The sequence below is a fragment of the Melghirimyces profundicolus genome (assembly GCF_003054245.1).
GTDB classification, from domain to species: domain Bacteria; phylum Bacillota; class Bacilli; order Thermoactinomycetales; family DSM-45169; genus Melghirimyces; species Melghirimyces profundicolus.
The window spans coordinates 1-15,811 of record NZ_QBKR01000018.1 but is presented as its reverse complement, the minus strand read 5'-3'; the positions used below and the strand labels follow the sequence as shown (position 1 = coordinate 15,811).

General features: G+C 53.4%; 14 protein-coding genes and 1 tRNA gene. 2 read left to right on the top strand and 13 right to left on the bottom strand.

What is annotated here, in order from left to right:
* Positions 1 to 34: 34 nt before the first annotated feature.
* From mcsB to C8P63_RS12635, 5 genes are all read right to left on the bottom strand, one after another.
* A complete protein-coding gene (gene mcsB, locus C8P63_RS12655) occupies positions 35 to 1,111 on the bottom strand; it encodes a protein-arginine kinase McsB (RefSeq protein WP_108024753.1) in 1,077 nt (358 codons plus the stop codon).
* A gap of 13 nt (positions 1,112 to 1,124) precedes the next feature.
* The gene (mcsA, locus tag C8P63_RS12650; protein ID WP_108024752.1) at positions 1,125 to 1,652 is read right to left on the bottom strand and encodes a protein-arginine kinase activator protein McsA; all 528 of its coding nucleotides are present in this window, start codon (positions 1,650 to 1,652) and stop codon (positions 1,125 to 1,127) included.
* Between the two features lie 7 nt (positions 1,653 to 1,659).
* Positions 1,660 to 2,130 carry a CtsR family transcriptional regulator gene (locus tag C8P63_RS12645; protein WP_108024751.1) on the bottom strand — a complete coding sequence of 157 codons (471 nt, stop codon included), beginning with the start codon at positions 2,128 to 2,130 and terminating at the stop codon, positions 1,660 to 1,662.
* A gap of 151 nt (positions 2,131 to 2,281) precedes the next feature.
* Positions 2,282 to 2,977 (bottom strand): MgtC/SapB family protein, encoded by a 696-nt coding sequence (locus C8P63_RS12640; RefSeq protein ID WP_108024750.1) that lies wholly within the window; start codon positions 2,975 to 2,977, stop codon positions 2,282 to 2,284.
* Between the two features lie 81 nt (positions 2,978 to 3,058).
* Positions 3,059 to 3,763 (bottom strand): HAD family hydrolase, encoded by a 705-nt coding sequence (locus tag C8P63_RS12635; protein ID WP_108024749.1) that lies wholly within the window; start codon positions 3,761 to 3,763, stop codon positions 3,059 to 3,061.
* A 718-nt stretch (positions 3,764 to 4,481) separates the two neighbouring features.
* On the opposite strand from C8P63_RS12635, the gene C8P63_RS12625 reads away from it, so the two are divergent.
* Positions 4,482 to 4,763 (top strand): hypothetical protein, encoded by a 282-nt coding sequence (locus tag C8P63_RS12625; RefSeq protein WP_108024746.1) that lies wholly within the window; start codon positions 4,482 to 4,484, stop codon positions 4,761 to 4,763.
* 144 nt (positions 4,764 to 4,907) lie between these two features.
* Here C8P63_RS12625 and C8P63_RS12620 read toward each other — a convergent pair whose 3' ends face one another.
* From C8P63_RS12620 to C8P63_RS12600, 4 genes are all read right to left on the bottom strand, one after another.
* Positions 4,908 to 6,008 (bottom strand): site-2 protease family protein, encoded by a 1,101-nt coding sequence (locus tag C8P63_RS12620; protein WP_108024744.1) that lies wholly within the window; start codon positions 6,006 to 6,008, stop codon positions 4,908 to 4,910.
* Between the two features lie 306 nt (positions 6,009 to 6,314).
* Positions 6,315 to 6,390, bottom strand: a tRNA-Ala gene (locus C8P63_RS12615).
* 727 nt (positions 6,391 to 7,117) lie between these two features.
* Positions 7,118 to 8,401 (bottom strand): glycosyltransferase, encoded by a 1,284-nt coding sequence (locus tag C8P63_RS12605; protein WP_108024740.1) that lies wholly within the window; start codon positions 8,399 to 8,401, stop codon positions 7,118 to 7,120.
* Between the two features lie 263 nt (positions 8,402 to 8,664).
* On the bottom strand, positions 8,665 to 9,564 hold the full coding sequence (locus C8P63_RS12600) for a serine/threonine-protein kinase (protein WP_108024738.1): 900 nt from the start codon (positions 9,562 to 9,564) through the stop codon (positions 8,665 to 8,667).
* Positions 9,565 to 9,855: 291 nt separating this feature from the next.
* Here C8P63_RS12600 and C8P63_RS12595 point away from each other — a divergent pair, with 291 nt between their 5' ends.
* A complete protein-coding gene (locus C8P63_RS12595; protein WP_108024735.1) occupies positions 9,856 to 11,187 on the top strand; it encodes an MFS transporter in 1,332 nt (443 codons plus the stop codon).
* 402 nt (positions 11,188 to 11,589) lie between these two features.
* Here C8P63_RS12595 and C8P63_RS12590 read toward each other — a convergent pair whose 3' ends face one another.
* The 4 genes from C8P63_RS12590 to C8P63_RS12575 form a co-directional block, all read right to left on the bottom strand.
* Positions 11,590 to 12,057 (bottom strand): hypothetical protein, encoded by a 468-nt coding sequence (locus tag C8P63_RS12590; RefSeq protein WP_108024733.1) that lies wholly within the window; start codon positions 12,055 to 12,057, stop codon positions 11,590 to 11,592.
* Positions 12,058 to 12,086: 29 nt separating this feature from the next.
* Positions 12,087 to 13,436 (bottom strand): vWA domain-containing protein, encoded by a 1,350-nt coding sequence (locus C8P63_RS12585; protein ID WP_108024731.1) that lies wholly within the window; start codon positions 13,434 to 13,436, stop codon positions 12,087 to 12,089.
* A 203-nt stretch (positions 13,437 to 13,639) separates the two neighbouring features.
* Positions 13,640 to 14,545, bottom strand: coding sequence for a DUF6612 family protein (locus tag C8P63_RS12580; RefSeq protein WP_108024729.1), 906 nt, complete (start codon positions 14,543 to 14,545; stop codon positions 13,640 to 13,642).
* A 191-nt stretch (positions 14,546 to 14,736) separates the two neighbouring features.
* A complete protein-coding gene (locus C8P63_RS12575) occupies positions 14,737 to 15,552 on the bottom strand; it encodes a sporulation protein (protein WP_245920880.1) in 816 nt (271 codons plus the stop codon).
* Positions 15,553 to 15,811: the final 259 nt, after the last annotated feature.

Genomic DNA, 15,811 nt, shown 5'->3' with positions numbered 1-15,811 from the left:
GGGTAGTCACATGGAATGGTTCCCAATCCTCCGGTCACTGCCCTTCCCGTTTCATCGACAGATACTCGCGGATCATGCCGGCTCGCCGGATGTCCCTCTCTTCGGCATCCAGCCGCTGTTTGGCCCGGGTCTGCAGAAAGCCCGGCTGAGTCAAAACCATCAGTTCATTCATTACGTTGGCCGAAACCCCGGAAATCAATCCCATGTCTATTCCCAGGCGCACATCGGAGAGGCGTTCCATTGCTTCCTTTGAACTGAGAACCCGGGCGTGGGATAAAATACCGTAGGAACGATGGACACGATCTTCCAGTTTGGTGAGCGATATTTCCCGAAGACGGCTTCTCGCGCTGTGTTCGTGCTGAATCATCTGACGGACCACCCCCGTCAGTTTCTCGATGATATCCTCTTCCCGTTGGCCCAAGGTGACTTGGTTGGAGACCTGGTACAGATTTCCCAAGGCTTCGGATCCTTCTCCGTAAATTCCCCGTACGGCCAATCCGACTTGGGTGATGGCGGGGAACAGGCGGTTGATCTGCTGGGTCATGGCCAAAGCCGGAAGATGAACCATCACCGATGCCCGGATCCCGGTTCCCACGTTGGTGGGGCAACTGGTGAGGTATCCCGTGGTCTCGCTGAAGGCATAGGTGAGCCGGCGTTCAAACCAATCATCCAGCTCATCGGCCAGTTTCCAAGCTTCCTGGGGCTGAAGCCCGGGAAAAAGACACTGAATCCGGATATGATCCTCTTCGTTGATCATAATGCTGACCGCTTCATTGGGGCTGAGGACGACGGCCCCGTGCCGGGATTCTTCCGCCAGATGGGGGCTGATCAGATGTTTTTCCACCAACACGCGTTTTTCCAGATCACTCAGATCATCCATCCGGATCAGCTCCGCTTTGTCGAGAGCAGCGGGCCGGTTGTCACTGCGGAGGGCTTCCTCCACCCGACGGACAATATCCGAAGACTGGGAAGAGGTCGCCAGCATGGGAAACGGCAATCCGGACAGGTTGCGCGCAAGCCTCACCCGGCTGCTGATCACGATGTCCGAACGTGGTCCTTTCCCCCGCATCCATTCACTGAGTGCATCCTGTGTAAAACGTTGGAGCGACATACCAGTCCCCTCCCTAGCTGTCCAGTTTCGCCTGAAGTTCCCGGATGCGGTCTCGCAAGCGGGCCGCCTCCTCGAACTCTTCCTTTTGAATGCGTGCAGACAACTCCTGCTTCAATCGTTCAATTTCCCTTCTGATCCGGAGTTTTCCGCCGGTTCTTTCCGGGACTTTCCCCCGGTGGGTGGTATGACCGTGAACCCGGCGGAAGAGAGGGTCCAGACGTTCGGCAAAGGCCTTGTAGCAATCACTGCAACCAAAGCGACCAATCTTGCTGAACTGACTGTATGTCAGACCGCAAGTCTTGCAACGCAGCCCCTCCGATGACGACGCGGAGCGGGCGGGTTGCCCCTCCGCAAACTGTCCGTCAAGATTCAACAGGCCGGACAGGAGATTGTGAATGGAAAAGCCGGCTTCCATCCCGGCCATCTGCTCCCCCTTCTCCTTGGCACAAACCTCGCACAGATGGAATTCCATCTTTTCACCGTTGATGATCTTGGTGTAATGAAGAGTTGCCGGACGCTTGCCGCACTCCTGACACTGCATTCGGGGGTCACTCTCCTTTGTTTGCGAATAGCGTCGTCACCACGCTGCGCATGATCCGGGCACGGACGGAATCCCGAAGTGAAACCGGCAGATCCAGCACTTCCCGGGAAATCAGTTTTTTGATCATGCGCCCTTCCCTCTCGGTCATCCATTCCTCTTCCGTGAGACGAGCGATCAAATCCTCGGCGGCCTGTTGCGTCATCCGATTCCCGATCATCTTGAGCAGGACATCATAATAGTTTTTCTGTTTGGAGAAGCGGAGTTTTCGGATTCGGATGTAACCGCCTCCCCCCCGCTTGCTCTCCACCATATAGCCTTTTTCCACCGTAAACCGGGTACTGATCACGTAGTTGATCTGGGACGGAACGCACTGGAACAGCTCCGCCAATTCGCTCCGTTTCACCTGGATGGTACCGGAAGGAGTTTCTTTCAATATTTTGATCAAATACTGCTCGATGATGTCCGAAACACTTGACATGGCATCGGACTACCTCCTGTTGACTTTGACTGACTTTGACCTTGTGTGGTTATTATAATGGATGGTGGAGTCTTTTGCCAAGAGGAAAAGGCCACGGTACCATTTTTCCGCTTGGACCGGCATCTCATACGTGGCCGCCCGCTTCCGTTCCTCAATCCAGGTGAACCTCCCGAACCCCTTCCACCTTGCGCACCCGATCAATCATTTCCGTGGAATCGATTTCGGTGGGAATCCGAACGGCCAACATGATTTCCATCTCCTGATCCGACGGTTCTCCTTCATCCACTTTCACCTTCCGGATATGGATGCCAAGATCCCCGATCAGGGTGGCCAGTTCGCCCAATTTTCCGGGGCGGTTGAGAGCGCGGATTCGAAGGAGTTTCTGCGGGCTGCTCCGGAACAACCAATCTTCCACCTTGTTCAGAAGTTCCAGGCTGACCAGGGCCAGCACCGTGGTCAGCACCGCGGGAAAGTGAAATCCCGCTCCCACTGCCAAGCCGATCGCCGCCACGACCCAGAGGGAGGCGGCGGTGGTCAGACCGCTGACCGTCAAACCCTGTCGCAGGATGGTGCCCGCCCCCAGGAAACCGATGCCGCTGACCACTTGCGCTGCGATCCGGCCGGGGTCAAAGCGGACTTTGTCCTCATCCATGAACTGAGGAAAGCCATAAATGGACAACAGCATGATCAGGGCGGATCCCACACAAACGAGGATATGGGTACGGAAACCCGCGGGATGGTTGTTCCGTTCCCGTTCCCAACCGATCAATCCGCCCAGTGCAGTGGCCGCCAAGAGACGCACCACGGTTTCCCCCTGTGATATTACCCATACGCTGTCCGCTTCCATTCAGACACTCCCTTCTTCCGCTGGAAGGATGGTGAAAAAGTGAGCGCGGCGGCATTTACCCAAAGCCGCTCCGGCTGCACCTCACAGATCCAGGGATGATTCGTTCCGACAGGGGTTTTTCAACAGCGGGAGCAGTTGATCGAAGGAACGGATCACGGCATCCGCCCCCTCCAGTTCGTCTTCGTTGCTGAACTGAGGGAAATGGGCATATCGGCAGCCAATGACAACCAACCCGTTCGCTTTTCCCGCCCGGACATCGGAACTGCGGTCTCCCACCATATATCCCGAGGAGACCCCCTGTTCCTCCTTCAACAAAGCCACCAACCGCTCCTTTTGACGGATGTTTTTTTCCCCTGCAGAATAAATGCCCTCCATCAAGAAGGTTAAACCGAATGTATCCAGCACCCCCCGAACATAGGGTCCCAGACCGTTGCTGGCCACGAAAAGGCGCCACCCTCTCTCCTTCAACTCCCGCAATCCTTTGGTGACACCGGGATACAGCCCGCCCATCCCTTCTTGCAGGCAATCCAGCTCATCCCGGAGCCACATGGCGTCCGCCTCCCTTTTCACTTCCTCCGCCGCCCCCGGCAGCAACCGCTCCCAGATGTCAGCCTGCGTCATCCCGAACACCGACTGAATCCGTTCATCGGAGGGAATGGTTCCCTGGTAGAGACCCCGATCCCGCAACCTGCGAAATGTGCGGTGAAACGCGGGTACCGCCACTTTCTCCGTCTGAAAAAGGGTGCCGTCCAAGTCGAAAATAATCCCCTCATCGTCGCTCTTCATTGGAACATCTCCTCTGTTGAAAACTATATTTCGTTCCCGCCGGTTAACCTATTCCGTTGAATCCCGGACTCTATTCAGAAAGATTCCCCTGCTTTCTCCGTTCATCAGTCCGCTCCTTTTCCCGAGCGCAGAACCCCCCAACAAGGAAAAAGGGATCCATCTGAGCGGCGGCATTACCCGAAGCCCCCTTCTCCGGGCAGGACAGCAACGTCGTTATTTCGGGTCGATCCTGACAATCCGTCCAACGTTTCCAGGTGTCTCCCACTTCGATTCCCCCTCCCTTCCTCCTTCCATCACACCCAAGAAAATTGTGAAAAATGAGCATTGACAGCCGGTTCGACCGCTGGTAAAATCAAGTTGCTTAAAATGTTACGATTTTGTGAAAGGAGGTCGTCCACATGATGAAATCATGGACTGTATGCACCATGCACGGGACCCGTATGCCCATCGGGGGGTTCTCCGGTGAAACTCCCTTCAGCCGGACACTTGCACTCGGCACCGCTGAAGCAGGGATTTGTGTGCCCAAAAATGCACATCCAGACGACCTCCGGAACGGGGAGCCACCCTTCCCCTGATCGTGGCTGAACTCATTTTAAAACCACGCCGCAGGTCGTGTCGGCCTGCGGCTTTTTCGATGCTTCCTTCTTTCCCGGGAAAGAAGGGGATTTGCCGCAGACGTCAGGTTTGTGGCGTTTTTTCTTTCAAGGAGGGATTAGACATGTATTTTCATCCATATCTGTTGCAATTGGAACACCATCGGATTCACCGGGAGATGACCGATGACCGGTCCATTCCCAAAAAGGCCAGGCCCTCTCTCTACCACCGAATACGATGGTGGTTCTTGGAGGAGCGCCTCTCCAAAACCAAGGGTCTCCGTCGGCCCCCGGAAGTGGTCCCCTATCGCCCCACGGAGAGCAATCTCGTTTTTTTGCAAATGTACCGGGGGTACCGGGGGCACCGGAAACACCGACATCGTCGGCCCTCTCCCATGAAAAAATAAACAAAGCGAGGAGAGAAAGCCATGACGCAACTTGAAACAAACGGAGTTCGGGAAAGTCCACCCTATGCCCTGCCCACGGGAAAACGGAAACGCAACGGATAAGACGAAGAAAAACCCGCGGTAAAATCGGTGCCGCGGGCTTTTTCAGCTCACCGAATGGCCCATGAGGGACAGATTGCCGGCAGTCCATAACATATAAACCAGAAAGGATGCCAATCCGATATAAACAAAACCGTACCCGAGGCGTGTCCAGAGGGAAACGGCGTAATACTCCCGATCGGTACGGAGCATCCGTTCTTCCGCTCCCCGGATGTAATCGGCTTCCAGCGTCATCCGGATCCGGGGGCCGCCTTTGGCCATCTTTACCTCCGTCCCAATCAGGCGGACTTCCCGAAACCCTCCTCTGAATCCTTCGTAACGGTGGATCTCTCCCGCTTGGGGGAAATAAACGACACACCGATGCTCCCGGTCGTTGATGTCACAATACTGGACAAAAGGGAGCACCCTTCGTTCTTCTTTCTCCGGGAGGGAGACGCCGATAAATTTGGACGGGTCCACTTCCACCGTCGTTTTCAATCGGCGTTCATTGTTCCGGCGCCGGGACAGGTAGCTTGTCCAAAGTTGAAACGCAAACAGAAGCCAGATCAACAGAAGGAGCGGACTCCAAAGAACCAGGATCAAAACCAACCCCAGGATCAAACCCACCACCCACAGCCACCTGGAGATGGCAGTCACGATGCGGCCTCCGTCCAGCGGATGCATGGGAAGCAGGTTGAGGAGATTGAGAAAAAATCCGATATAAGCAATGGGATACAACACCTGGTAACCGGTCCATCCGGCGAGCAACCAAGCGGCCAAAGCTCCCAGTGTGCCGAGGATCGGACCGCCAAACGCCACATACGCTTCGGTGACCGCATCCCGGGGTTGACGCTTCAACGTGATCAGTGCCCCCACGAAGGGGATGAAAGCCGGTGCCGATACAGGAAGTCCCTTCCGCTTCGCCGCCCAAATATGACCCATTTCGTGGATGAAGATCATGATCACCAGACCGATGGAAAACGACCACGGGAATCGCAACACCGCGGTGTAAGCTCCTACGGATAACACCATACTGAGGAGCGTTCCGCCGAATTTCCCCAGTTTCAGAAAGGAAGGAACCAGCTTCAGTCCACTCGCGATCAAGGCTCCGAGTCCGCCGATCCACCTCCAGACTCCTTTTCGGTTTCGATTTCCCCTGTCACCCAAGAAGGGCCCTCCTCCTGTTTATTGCGTTTCCACCCACTATATTTCCCTCCAGCTCTCCGTCTACACTTTTTAAATCAGGAAAACAAAAAACCGTGGGGGACACGGGTGGAAAGCACTTTCAGTGGTCGGTCATTTCAGAAGGATCTCCTCTTTCCGCGGATATTCGATGAAGTGATTTCACAGGCTGGTTGCGATTCATTCCAGCTGCCACTTCGTCTTCAGGAACCGAAAAGCGTACATAAGCCTCCTATGGAACAATAAGTCAAAAACTCCCGCACCTTGTATGGGTGCGGGAGTTTTGGCGTTTGGTGGAGCTGAGCGGGCTCGAACCGCCGACCTCCTCGTTGCGAACGAGGCGCTCTCCCAGCTGAGCTACAGCCCCCCGGGTCATGGACACAATCCTTATCTTAACCTCCATTCCCCGGATTGTCAAGAGCGGTTCAGAAGGGGGAAAGGAAGCCCGAAGCTTACCCGAATCAACCTTTCCATCTCCCGGCACATTTCAATCAGGTAACGGTTCATCTCGATGTCGTATCCCTCTTGAACACAATTGAACTCCCTCTAGAAGCGTTGTGAAAAAGTGAGCAGCAGCATTTACCCAAAGCCGCTCCGGCTGCACTCACAGAGCACAAGTCTCGCCTGGGTCGCTTGCGCTCCCCGGTCTCGCTATGCTGTCCTGCAGAGATGGTTGCACTGTCCGCTCCGAATCATCCTGCTGCGGGCAGGGGCAAACGCCTTCGGATGCAACACTCCTGAACGGCCCTTGCAGGCTGATTCTCCGCTGGGCAGGACAGCAAAGTCGCTATTTTGGGTAAACACCTCCCCTTTTCTCGAAACGAACATTAAATCATAATACTTCTAGCGTGAAGCAATATGTAAGTCATCCTGTTTCGCTCCAGGAATGTCAGATTGGCACGGTCCAACCGCCACCGCAGGCAGGCTCCCTTACCGGACCGGCGACGGGGCCCCGGGGAACTTATCGGGCGACCGGCCGGAATCCCTTCTATGAAAAAGGGCCGTCCCTCCCTCTTCCTGACCAAAAGAACGGAAAACCGACATCTTGGCGGGCTGCCCTTTCCCCTCATCCTTCGGCGGATTTTGGCCGGTTTTCACAGTTGTCTCAGATGGGGTTGAATGGAAACCGCGTCTTCGGACTCTCGATCTTCTTTTTTCCTTTGTTCCGCCTGCGTGAGGTTGATTTGCCGGTAAAGCTCCACCAGTCGTTCCCGCTCTTTCTCCCAGTTGAGCAGCTTTCGTGCTTTGTGGGTGCTGATCCGCCAGGGATCGGGATCGGGCAGGATTTCGTGGATCGCCGAGGCGATCTCCCCTACATTCAGCGGGTCCACCAGGCGGCCGGTTTTGTATGCGCCCACGACATGAGCGATTCCCGGCTGATCACTGGTAACCGCGGGGATTCCGGCCTGGATGTATTCGAACACTTGGTTGGGTGTGGACAAGGGGTGAATCCCCTCCTTGCCCCCGTACAACACGGTTCCCAGATCGGCGTGGCTGGTGACCCGGAGCAATTCCCGGGGACACAGGGGAGGATGGAAAAAGACCTTGTCCCCCACCTTCTTTTCCCTCACCAGCCTCCTTAAGCGCTCCTCCCATTCCCCGAACCCGAGCAAGACCAACTTGTAATGATCGGGAAGGCGGGTGAAAGCGTGGATCAATTCTTCCAACCCCCGATTCCGCAAAAAGCCACCCTGGTAAAGAACGACCCGATCCCCGGGAGCCAGGCCAAACTTCCCGTGGAAATAGTTTTTTTCCTCCGGAAGTTGGGACAGGGACTCAGGGATGTTCCGGAGCACAGTGATCGAAAGGTCGGGATAGTGATGCTGAAACTTCGCTTCCAACAATTCGTTTTCGGTGATGAGGTGGTCGACTGATTCCATCCACCAGGATTCCATCCGGTGGCTGACCAGACGTCCCCACCGGGTTTTCCCGTTCCCTTCATCGAAAGGTTGATGGGAGTCATAGACCAGGGTGCACCCTTTTTTCCTTTTCAGGTGAACCCCGATGCTCAGAGTGTGCAGATCGTGACAATGAACGGCCTCGTAAGAGGCGTTCTCACAAAGTTCCCAGATCCGAAACGCAAAGTTCCGCTGGGCCACCACATCTTTGGCCATTCGGACCATGGGGCTTCGGACGACCCGGTAGACTCCCCGCTTCACCCTGACGGCCGCTTTCTTGTCCACAAACCGTTTGATCCGTTTTGTATTGATCCGAAACCGGAGGAATCTCACCCTCTCATGGAGTTCAGGCGGCGGCTCGGAAGCACTCTGTACACAGGCAATATCCACATACCAGCCCGCATTGGCCAATGCGACAGCTTCCCTCTGGACCCGGGCATCGTAGTGGATATCCTTAAACAAAATCATCAAAACGCGCATTATCGCCTACCTCCCTTCGGGGATTGGAAATTTCTCACCACATCCCTGCCTGATCTCTCTGTCAGGGGAATGCCTCCCGTCTCCTCCAACTGACGGGATTCACAGGAGGCGCATGCGCAGTTCATCAAAGACGGCACCTAGTCCAAGGGGAGGTCGCGGAATCCCGCCCTCCGTCTTTTCCACTCATCTGCTTCCGTGGATTCGGCATCGGTTGTTGTCCGGTCCCAATCGGACAGCCGGCCGGAAGGACTTCCCGGCCCTGTTCAAGGGGAATCATCGGGTCTTGAAACAACCGGGACGCCTCTTCCGGAGCGCTGCAGCCGGTTGACTTGCCCCGGGGTCCGGGGGGATCTTTTCCGATCCGCACTCGGGTGGCAGATGGGATGTTCTTTTTTTAATTCCCGGTCAACGGGAATCCTCCTGAGGGTTTCCCACAGATCTTCAACCCGGGGACGGGATTCGGGCTCCGCCAGAAGAGATTGCATGATCAAATGTTCCAGGGAGGGCGGCACGTCCCTCCGGCAGGTTCGGATGGGCAACAGGTTTCCCGGGGGAGAGGGGCTGGTTCCGGTCAGCATAATATAGGCCAGCGCCCCCAGGGAATAGGCGTCCATCATCTGTTCCTGTCGTTTCCGTTCCTCCGGGACCGCCCTCCCGCCGCCGGGAGGGCCTCCTTTCAATTTGGGGAGAAGTCCGGAGGGGCCCCCGTACAAAAACCGGACGGAACCCCCTGTGATCAACATGTTTTGAGGGTGGACGACGGTAAACAGGTCTTTCCGGTAAATCCGTACCAAATGGCCGGAAACGCATTGCAGGATATGTATGGCTTCATTTGCGGTGAGGGGGACGGAACGGTAAAGATGATGGGCCAGAAGTTGACCGTCCAGCTTTCCGAGCACCTGGTACAGGATTCCTTCTTCCACGAACAGTCCCTGGAGGGGAAAAAAGACACCGGTATCCCGTTTGAGAAGCTTTTTGAGATCGACTCTTTTCCGGATTGACCGGATATCCAGCCCGTGCAGGAACCGCGTTGGAAGGGGAGTGGATGGTTTCCCGTCCCGGGAATCGGGTTCCACCTCGGTGTAGTACAGAACCCCCTGGACGAAAGGGAATGCCTGAAGCACCCGGTACGTACCCCGGATTCGATCACCCTTTTTCTTCATTGTTCATGCACCCTCTTTCTCCCTGGGCCGATTCAAGGCAACCGAATGTTCCGACACGTTTCCCCATCCGTTGGGAACAACTTCCGATTGCATTCAACACATTTCAACACGGGCTTCATTGCGTTTATTTTACCATGAAGCGGAAATGCTGGACACCCTTTTCCCGGGAAAAACGGCGGTTTTGCCCGGTTTCCGGGAAAGCCGCCCCCTTCTCGGCCGACTGTGATATACTGTCAATGACGATCATTTTTCCGAATTGTGCGATGAATATCCGAGAGGAATGATGTCCCCATGAACCGCAAAGCGGTCCGAGCGTGGGTCCTGTATGACTGGGCCAATTCCGCTTTCGCCACCACCGTCATGGCGGCCGTTATGCCCATCTTTTACGCCGATGTCGCTGCCGCCGGACTGGACGGAACCACCAAGACCGCCTACTGGGGCTATACCCAGTCCATTGCCCTCATCTTTGTGGTGCTCCTCTCCCCGGTTCTGGGTGCCATCGCCGATTATTCCCGCTCCAAGCGGACCTTTCTCCGATTTTTCACCTACATGGGTGCGCTGGCCTCCTCTCTTCTCTTTTTTACCGGAGAAGGAGACTGGGTGTCGGCGTCCCTTCTCGTCATCCTGGGGACCTTGGCTTACTCGGGCGGAAATGTCTTTTACGACGCTTTTCTTACCGACCTGGTCCCGGAAAGGGAAAGGGACCGGGTCTCTTCCCGGGGTTACGCCTTCGGCTACATCGGAGGCGGAGTGTTGCTCGCCGTCAACCTGGCCGCCATCCAATTCCCCAAGGCCTTCTTCCTTCCGGACTCCCTGGTCGCCACCCAACTCGCCTTCCTGTCCGTGGGCATCTGGTGGTGGGTCTTTTCGATCCCTCTTTTCCGCCATGTGCGGGAGCAAAAGGGCGGGAACGCACCCGGGGCCCGAATCCGGCCCACGGCCATGGCCGCTGTCGGGTTCCGTTCCGTCGGGAACACCCTCCGCCGTTTAAAACGGTATCCGGAGGTGTTGAAGTTTCTTGTCGCTTTTTGGTTTTTCTCCGACGGCATCAACACCATTATCAAGATGGCCACCATTTACGGCCGGGAGATCGGCATCGGCCAAACCGACCTGATCGCCGCCCTGTTGATCACCCAATTTGTGGGGATTCCTTTCACCCTCCTGTTCGGCCGCATCGCCGACCGTTTCGGTGCCATGCGCACCCTGATCGCCACCCTGGGAGTCTACCTCATCATTGTCATCCTGGGCTACTTCATGCAGACGGCTTCCCATTTCTACGCCCTGGCCATTCTGGTGGGCACCGTTCAGGGAGGAAGCCAGGCCCTCTCCCGATCCATCTTCACCCGCCTGATCCCCGCCCACCGAAACGCCGAGTTCTTCGGCTTCTACAGCCTCTCCGGCAAGTTCGCCTCCATTTTCGGTCCCTTCCTCTTCGGTCTGGTCGGCCAATTCACCGGCTCCAGCCGTTTCGGAATCACCTCCCTGGCTTTCTTCTTCCTGGCGGGCATCGTCCTATTGCTGACCGTCAACCTGCAGAAAGGCAAACAAGAAGCGGAACAGGTCTGGCTGGAAGAAGTGGGAGGCCCCTACGAAGCCTTGAAAGGGGAATCCGGCGGGGGATGAGAAGGAACTTTTCCGGGGAAATAATGTAACCCTTCGCTGGCACTGCTTTGAGATTTATAGCTAAGTCGCAAATAGTTGTCGAAGAAAGTCGGAAGAACCGGTGAGGACCAAGATCACCATTCGCTGAACCCGTTGCAACCGCCCAGCGCCAAGCCGATCGCAATAAAAGATCTTGGAAATGATGCCAACCCCTTGCCGTTTAAAGAAGGTCCCTCATCCAGGATCTTCTCCTGCGCCCGCAGGTGCAACAACCAGGTGAAGCCAGGTTGACCACGACCCGATGTCGGAGCAACCCTTGCTTCTCGAAACGAACATTCAATCATAACGCTTCCAGTGGGGGGCGGAGCAAATGATAAGGGAGCAAGGGGGTAGTCCCCTGCTCCCTCATGGAATTCATATTTATTATTCCGTGATGATGAAATCTCCTTCCGCAAGCAAATCCTTCCCGCGCCAAACCTTGATCTGATAGTCGCCGGTCTCGTAGAAACCATGGAAATCAAAATCGCTGCTGAACTCCCATTTGTACTTGCTGGAATCCGGCTCCACTTCCTGAATGATTTCCTGCAACACCCGATCTCCCTTTTTGTTGATGATTTGGAACTTCAACCGGGTGGTATCGAACTGTTTCCCTTTCGGCAAACGGAAAACCAAAGCGAAGTTCTCATCTTTGCCGAAGTGTTTTCTTTTGTTCAAAACTTTAAAATTACCTTCATCCTGAGGATAATCACCGAATTCAATTTTAGCAACCTTGGGCCCCTTCGCTTCCTTGGCGGCGTCCGCCTCCGTACTCTCCTTGTTCGTCAGAAGACCGCAGCCGGATCCCGTTATCAACAGCACAGCACACACACCCAAAATCCAAACCTTTTTCACGAAAACACCCTCCTTCTTTGGCGGAAAAACTAATTGTTGAGTTTTTCTTGTTCTTCATCCCGCTTATTTCGGACATGATCCTGTAGATTGTCCCGGTTGTTCTGAACTTCCGTTTGAAGCTGTTCTTTTGTCTCATAAGAATAATCGCTCAATGCTTCCTTGCGCTCGTAGATACGGGATTCCACTTCGGAAATAAGTTCATACTCAAATTTGCGCTCTTCTTTTAAATAGGTGAGAGCATCTTTGAAATGGTTGTATTCCCATTCGACCAACCGCTTCATGTCCTCATGATTGATATCCAGGTGGTCCAGCTTGTGGGCAGCGATGATGCTTGCTTTCTCTTCATGGACTTCCGCCCATTTTTGCCATTCATCATAGAGACGTTTGAATTCCCCTTCAAAATAGGCCTCCAGATCCACCTTGGATTTGACTGTCTGGTATTCGCCACCTCCGGCATTGGCTACCTCCAGCAATGCTTGTTGGCCCTCATTGTCCACATCAAAACCGATGATGTTAACCACGGCTTGGATATTGGAGTGATGGAGCTTGTCGGCGGCGGCCACCGGATCCCCGTCACAAGTTTCGATCCCGTCGCTCACCACATAGACGACATTTTGTGTATTGTCACCCGTGTGGCCGGCAAGTGTCTTTTCAGCCTTTTGAATGGCACCGGCCAACGGGGTCCACCCGGCGGGTTTGAGAGATTTTAAAGATGATTGAAATCGTGTCTGGTCATACGCACCCAGCGGGTAAATTTCTTCGATGCTGTTACAAGAAATCTGCTTGTCGCTTTTGCTGTTGCTCCCTTTGTGACCGTACACCTGAAGGGAAATATGGGCCCCTTCGGGCATGTTGGAGACGAAATCCTGAACCGAAGACTTGGCAAGGTCCATTTTCACTCCGCCATCCACCTTGTCCGCCATGCTTCCGCTGGCATCCAATAAGATGACGATATTGACTTCCTGCCCTTCCGGCACCTGAATGTTCTTTACACTGCCGGGTCCCGCTTCAATGTCGATGACGGAAGTATCAAAGTCCTGATATTTTTTGATGTGGCGACGGTAATCCTCTCCCATCATTTGGATGAGCCGGGCTTCCAATTGATCGGGGGAGATGGCAGCAGAGATTTTGTCCAATTGAGGTCTGATTTTCTTCAAATCATACGAAGTACCGCCATACTCTCCGGGTCCCTTCATGATGTCCAAGCTTTTCAGTTGCTCGGGAATCTTCAGGCCCGAATAGTCGGGCTTCTTTTGCTCTGCGGATGGATCCGCTTCCGCCTTTTTAACCGATTGGGAACCCGACTCCGTCAACAGGCCACATCCTGTGGTGAAGGCCAACAGCATGGCCAGGATCCCCGTTCCGATTCGTTTCCACATGGGTTTTGTTTATGAGCCTCCTCCCGTCAGAATGAAACGACTGAGCCAATCGTTCCAGGCAAAAACAGGCTTTTCACTACCATTGGTTTTGAGGCGAGAGAAAACGAGTCATTATCGTATTTTTTCATATGAATTAAAGGGCACGTCTCCCACAGGAAAGGGCCATCCAAACGAGATCCCCGTCACGAAACGGGGATCTCCGGTCATTGCATTTGAGCATTCCGGGCACTTTCTTTTACTTCCTGAGGAACCTCGATCGTGCCCGTGAACTCCCCTTGCAACGAAAGGGTCATAGACTGATCTGCCTTGATGACACCGGAGGTGGTTCCGTCGTTTACCGGAATCTCCACTTCCATCTCCTGCTCCATCTTTTCTTGTTCAAAGGTGCTCTTGTTGATATGGTACACCTGTTTCAGCTTGTTCAGCTTGATCGCACTCTCATTGACCGACACTCCCGCTTGTTTCATGGTGGGAACCATCGAACCCGTCATTTGCTTCAGAAACAGCTCTTTCACTTCCGGTTGATCTTCCATCACATTGACGGTGATCACATATTGGTCCCTCGTTTCTTTCATTTGCAATGCTTGGTCTTTCTTGTTCCCCTGAATTTGGGACAGAAGCTCCTGCAGTTTTTGCAACGCTTGGGAAGGATCCTGTCCTTGATTTCCCCCAAATTGGTTCAGATCCGCTCCCGTCCCTTTCACCCAAGTCGACCCATCCACGGTTTGATAGATTTCATTGCCAACTTGATATCCTTCCACTGTCCCGGATTGACCTCCCCCTTGGATGGTTCCGGAAAAGTGAACGGCGCGGGGGTTTTGGGTGATGTCCATTTTCAGATCGAACTCTTGGGTGATTCCCTGGCTTTGACCTTCCACCTCCATGCTGATCTCTTGCTTGCCCCCGGATTTGACGGTATACCCCTTCGCTTTTTGAGACGCTTTCTGCGTCTTTTGAACCACCTGGGTCATTGACAACTTCTCCGGTTTCGGCTCGGCAGCTTCCTCTTTCGGTGAATCCCCTTCCACCGCTTTCTGCTGAAGGCCACACCCCGAAACCATCACCAATACAAAGGTGAGCATGAAACTAATGAATGCTTTGCATTTCAATGATTCAACCTCCAATGAAAAGGGGAAGATCCGATTAGGAGCCCTCCCCAGAAACTTACTTTCAATTCCATTTTAGAGTGGCTGAACCATATTGGCTATTCATCATTGGAACTATTCAAATTTAGTTCTGTAGTACAAATTTTATTAAACAAGACGAGAGGGTTTCCCCTGCGTGATAGTTAAAGGACCGTTTAATACAGGTTGACCCCTTTAAGTTTCTTTGCTTTCTCAAGGATAAAATATTTGATCGTCTCCTCGGCTTTCTCCACTGTCGCCAAATCTTCTTTAGAAAAAATATGCCCTCCCTTTACTTCATCCATGTCCAGCTTATCGTACAATACGCCTTTAATCCCGGTCGTGGATCGATCGACTTCAAAACCCACTTCCATTTCGCTTTTGGTACGACTCGGAATATAGACGAATTTTATTTCATCAAACTTTCCTCGCATCCAGCCTCTCGGTACAAGATGAAAGGATTGGGCCTTTCCGTATCGTTCACCCCAGTAACTTTCTCCTCGAAGGAAAAATCCGAGACGCCAGCAAGCCTCCAGAAAATTTTTTACTATCCCTGCAGGCAGAACGTTTATGGTATCGCGATCTTTAACATCTTTGGCTAATGCAATATCCAAATTGGTTTTAAAGTAAAACTTCGTATTGGTTACTTGCTGTTGTGTATCATCAAACGACCAAATTCCACCCTTGTCCAGGTTATAGGAGAACGGAAGAAATTCAGGACATGTAAATGAAAACGGATAGGTCCGTTCTTCGCCGGCCTTTAATGTGATTGCCTCATCCGTGACCGGAATACTGCAAACACATTCCTTAATTTCGATTCCTGCTAGCTGGGACTCCACACAGAAATCAACCGAAAATCCTCGGATGCTTTGATCGACATCGCCCCCTTTGAGATGAATTTCCCCCGTTATCGTCTCCCCCATCCTTACTTCCTCCTGTTCCAACACCAAGTCAATTTTAGCTCCCCCCACACCCAATGAAGCCAATAACATTTTAATCAATATACTTCCCTCCTCGATTGATTTTTCTAGTGGAACAGTCAATTTATATCTCGGAAATTATCCTCCACTTGTGCCGGTGGCAAATGATAGCAATGGCGTAACCCTTAAGAAAACACAGTATATCTTAATGTCGCTTTGTTTTCTTGTTGTGAAATACCAGGCCTGTTGATTAGGGAAAATAAACCAAAATCATCGGTATCTGTCTAATAATTCATATACCGACCACTTAACTTCTGTCGGTAATTGCCGC

Coding starts and splice junctions, on each gene's coding strand:
- mcsB (WP_108024753.1), bottom strand. CDS start 1,111: ATGTCGCTCCAACGTTTTACACAGGATGCACTCAGTGAATGGATGCGG.
- mcsA (WP_108024752.1), bottom strand. CDS start 1,652: ATGCAGTGTCAGGAGTGCGGCAAGCGTCCGGCAACTCTTCATTACACC.
- C8P63_RS12645 (WP_108024751.1), bottom strand. CDS start 2,130: ATGTCAAGTGTTTCGGACATCATCGAGCAGTATTTGATCAAAATATTG.
- C8P63_RS12640 (WP_108024750.1), bottom strand. CDS start 2,977: ATGGAAGCGGACAGCGTATGGGTAATATCACAGGGGGAAACCGTGGTG.
- C8P63_RS12635 (WP_108024749.1), bottom strand. CDS start 3,763: ATGAAGAGCGACGATGAGGGGATTATTTTCGACTTGGACGGCACCCTT.
- C8P63_RS12625 (WP_108024746.1), top strand. CDS start 4,482: ATGTATTTTCATCCATATCTGTTGCAATTGGAACACCATCGGATTCAC.
- C8P63_RS12605 (WP_108024740.1), bottom strand. CDS start 8,401: ATGCGCGTTTTGATGATTTTGTTTAAGGATATCCACTACGATGCCCGG.
- C8P63_RS12600 (WP_108024738.1), bottom strand. CDS start 9,564: ATGAAGAAAAAGGGTGATCGAATCCGGGGTACGTACCGGGTGCTTCAG.
- C8P63_RS12595 (WP_108024735.1), top strand. CDS start 9,856: ATGAACCGCAAAGCGGTCCGAGCGTGGGTCCTGTATGACTGGGCCAAT.
- C8P63_RS12585 (WP_108024731.1), bottom strand. CDS start 13,436: ATGTGGAAACGAATCGGAACGGGGATCCTGGCCATGCTGTTGGCCTTC.
- C8P63_RS12575 (WP_245920880.1), bottom strand. CDS start 15,552: ATGTTATTGGCTTCATTGGGTGTGGGGGGAGCTAAAATTGACTTGGTG.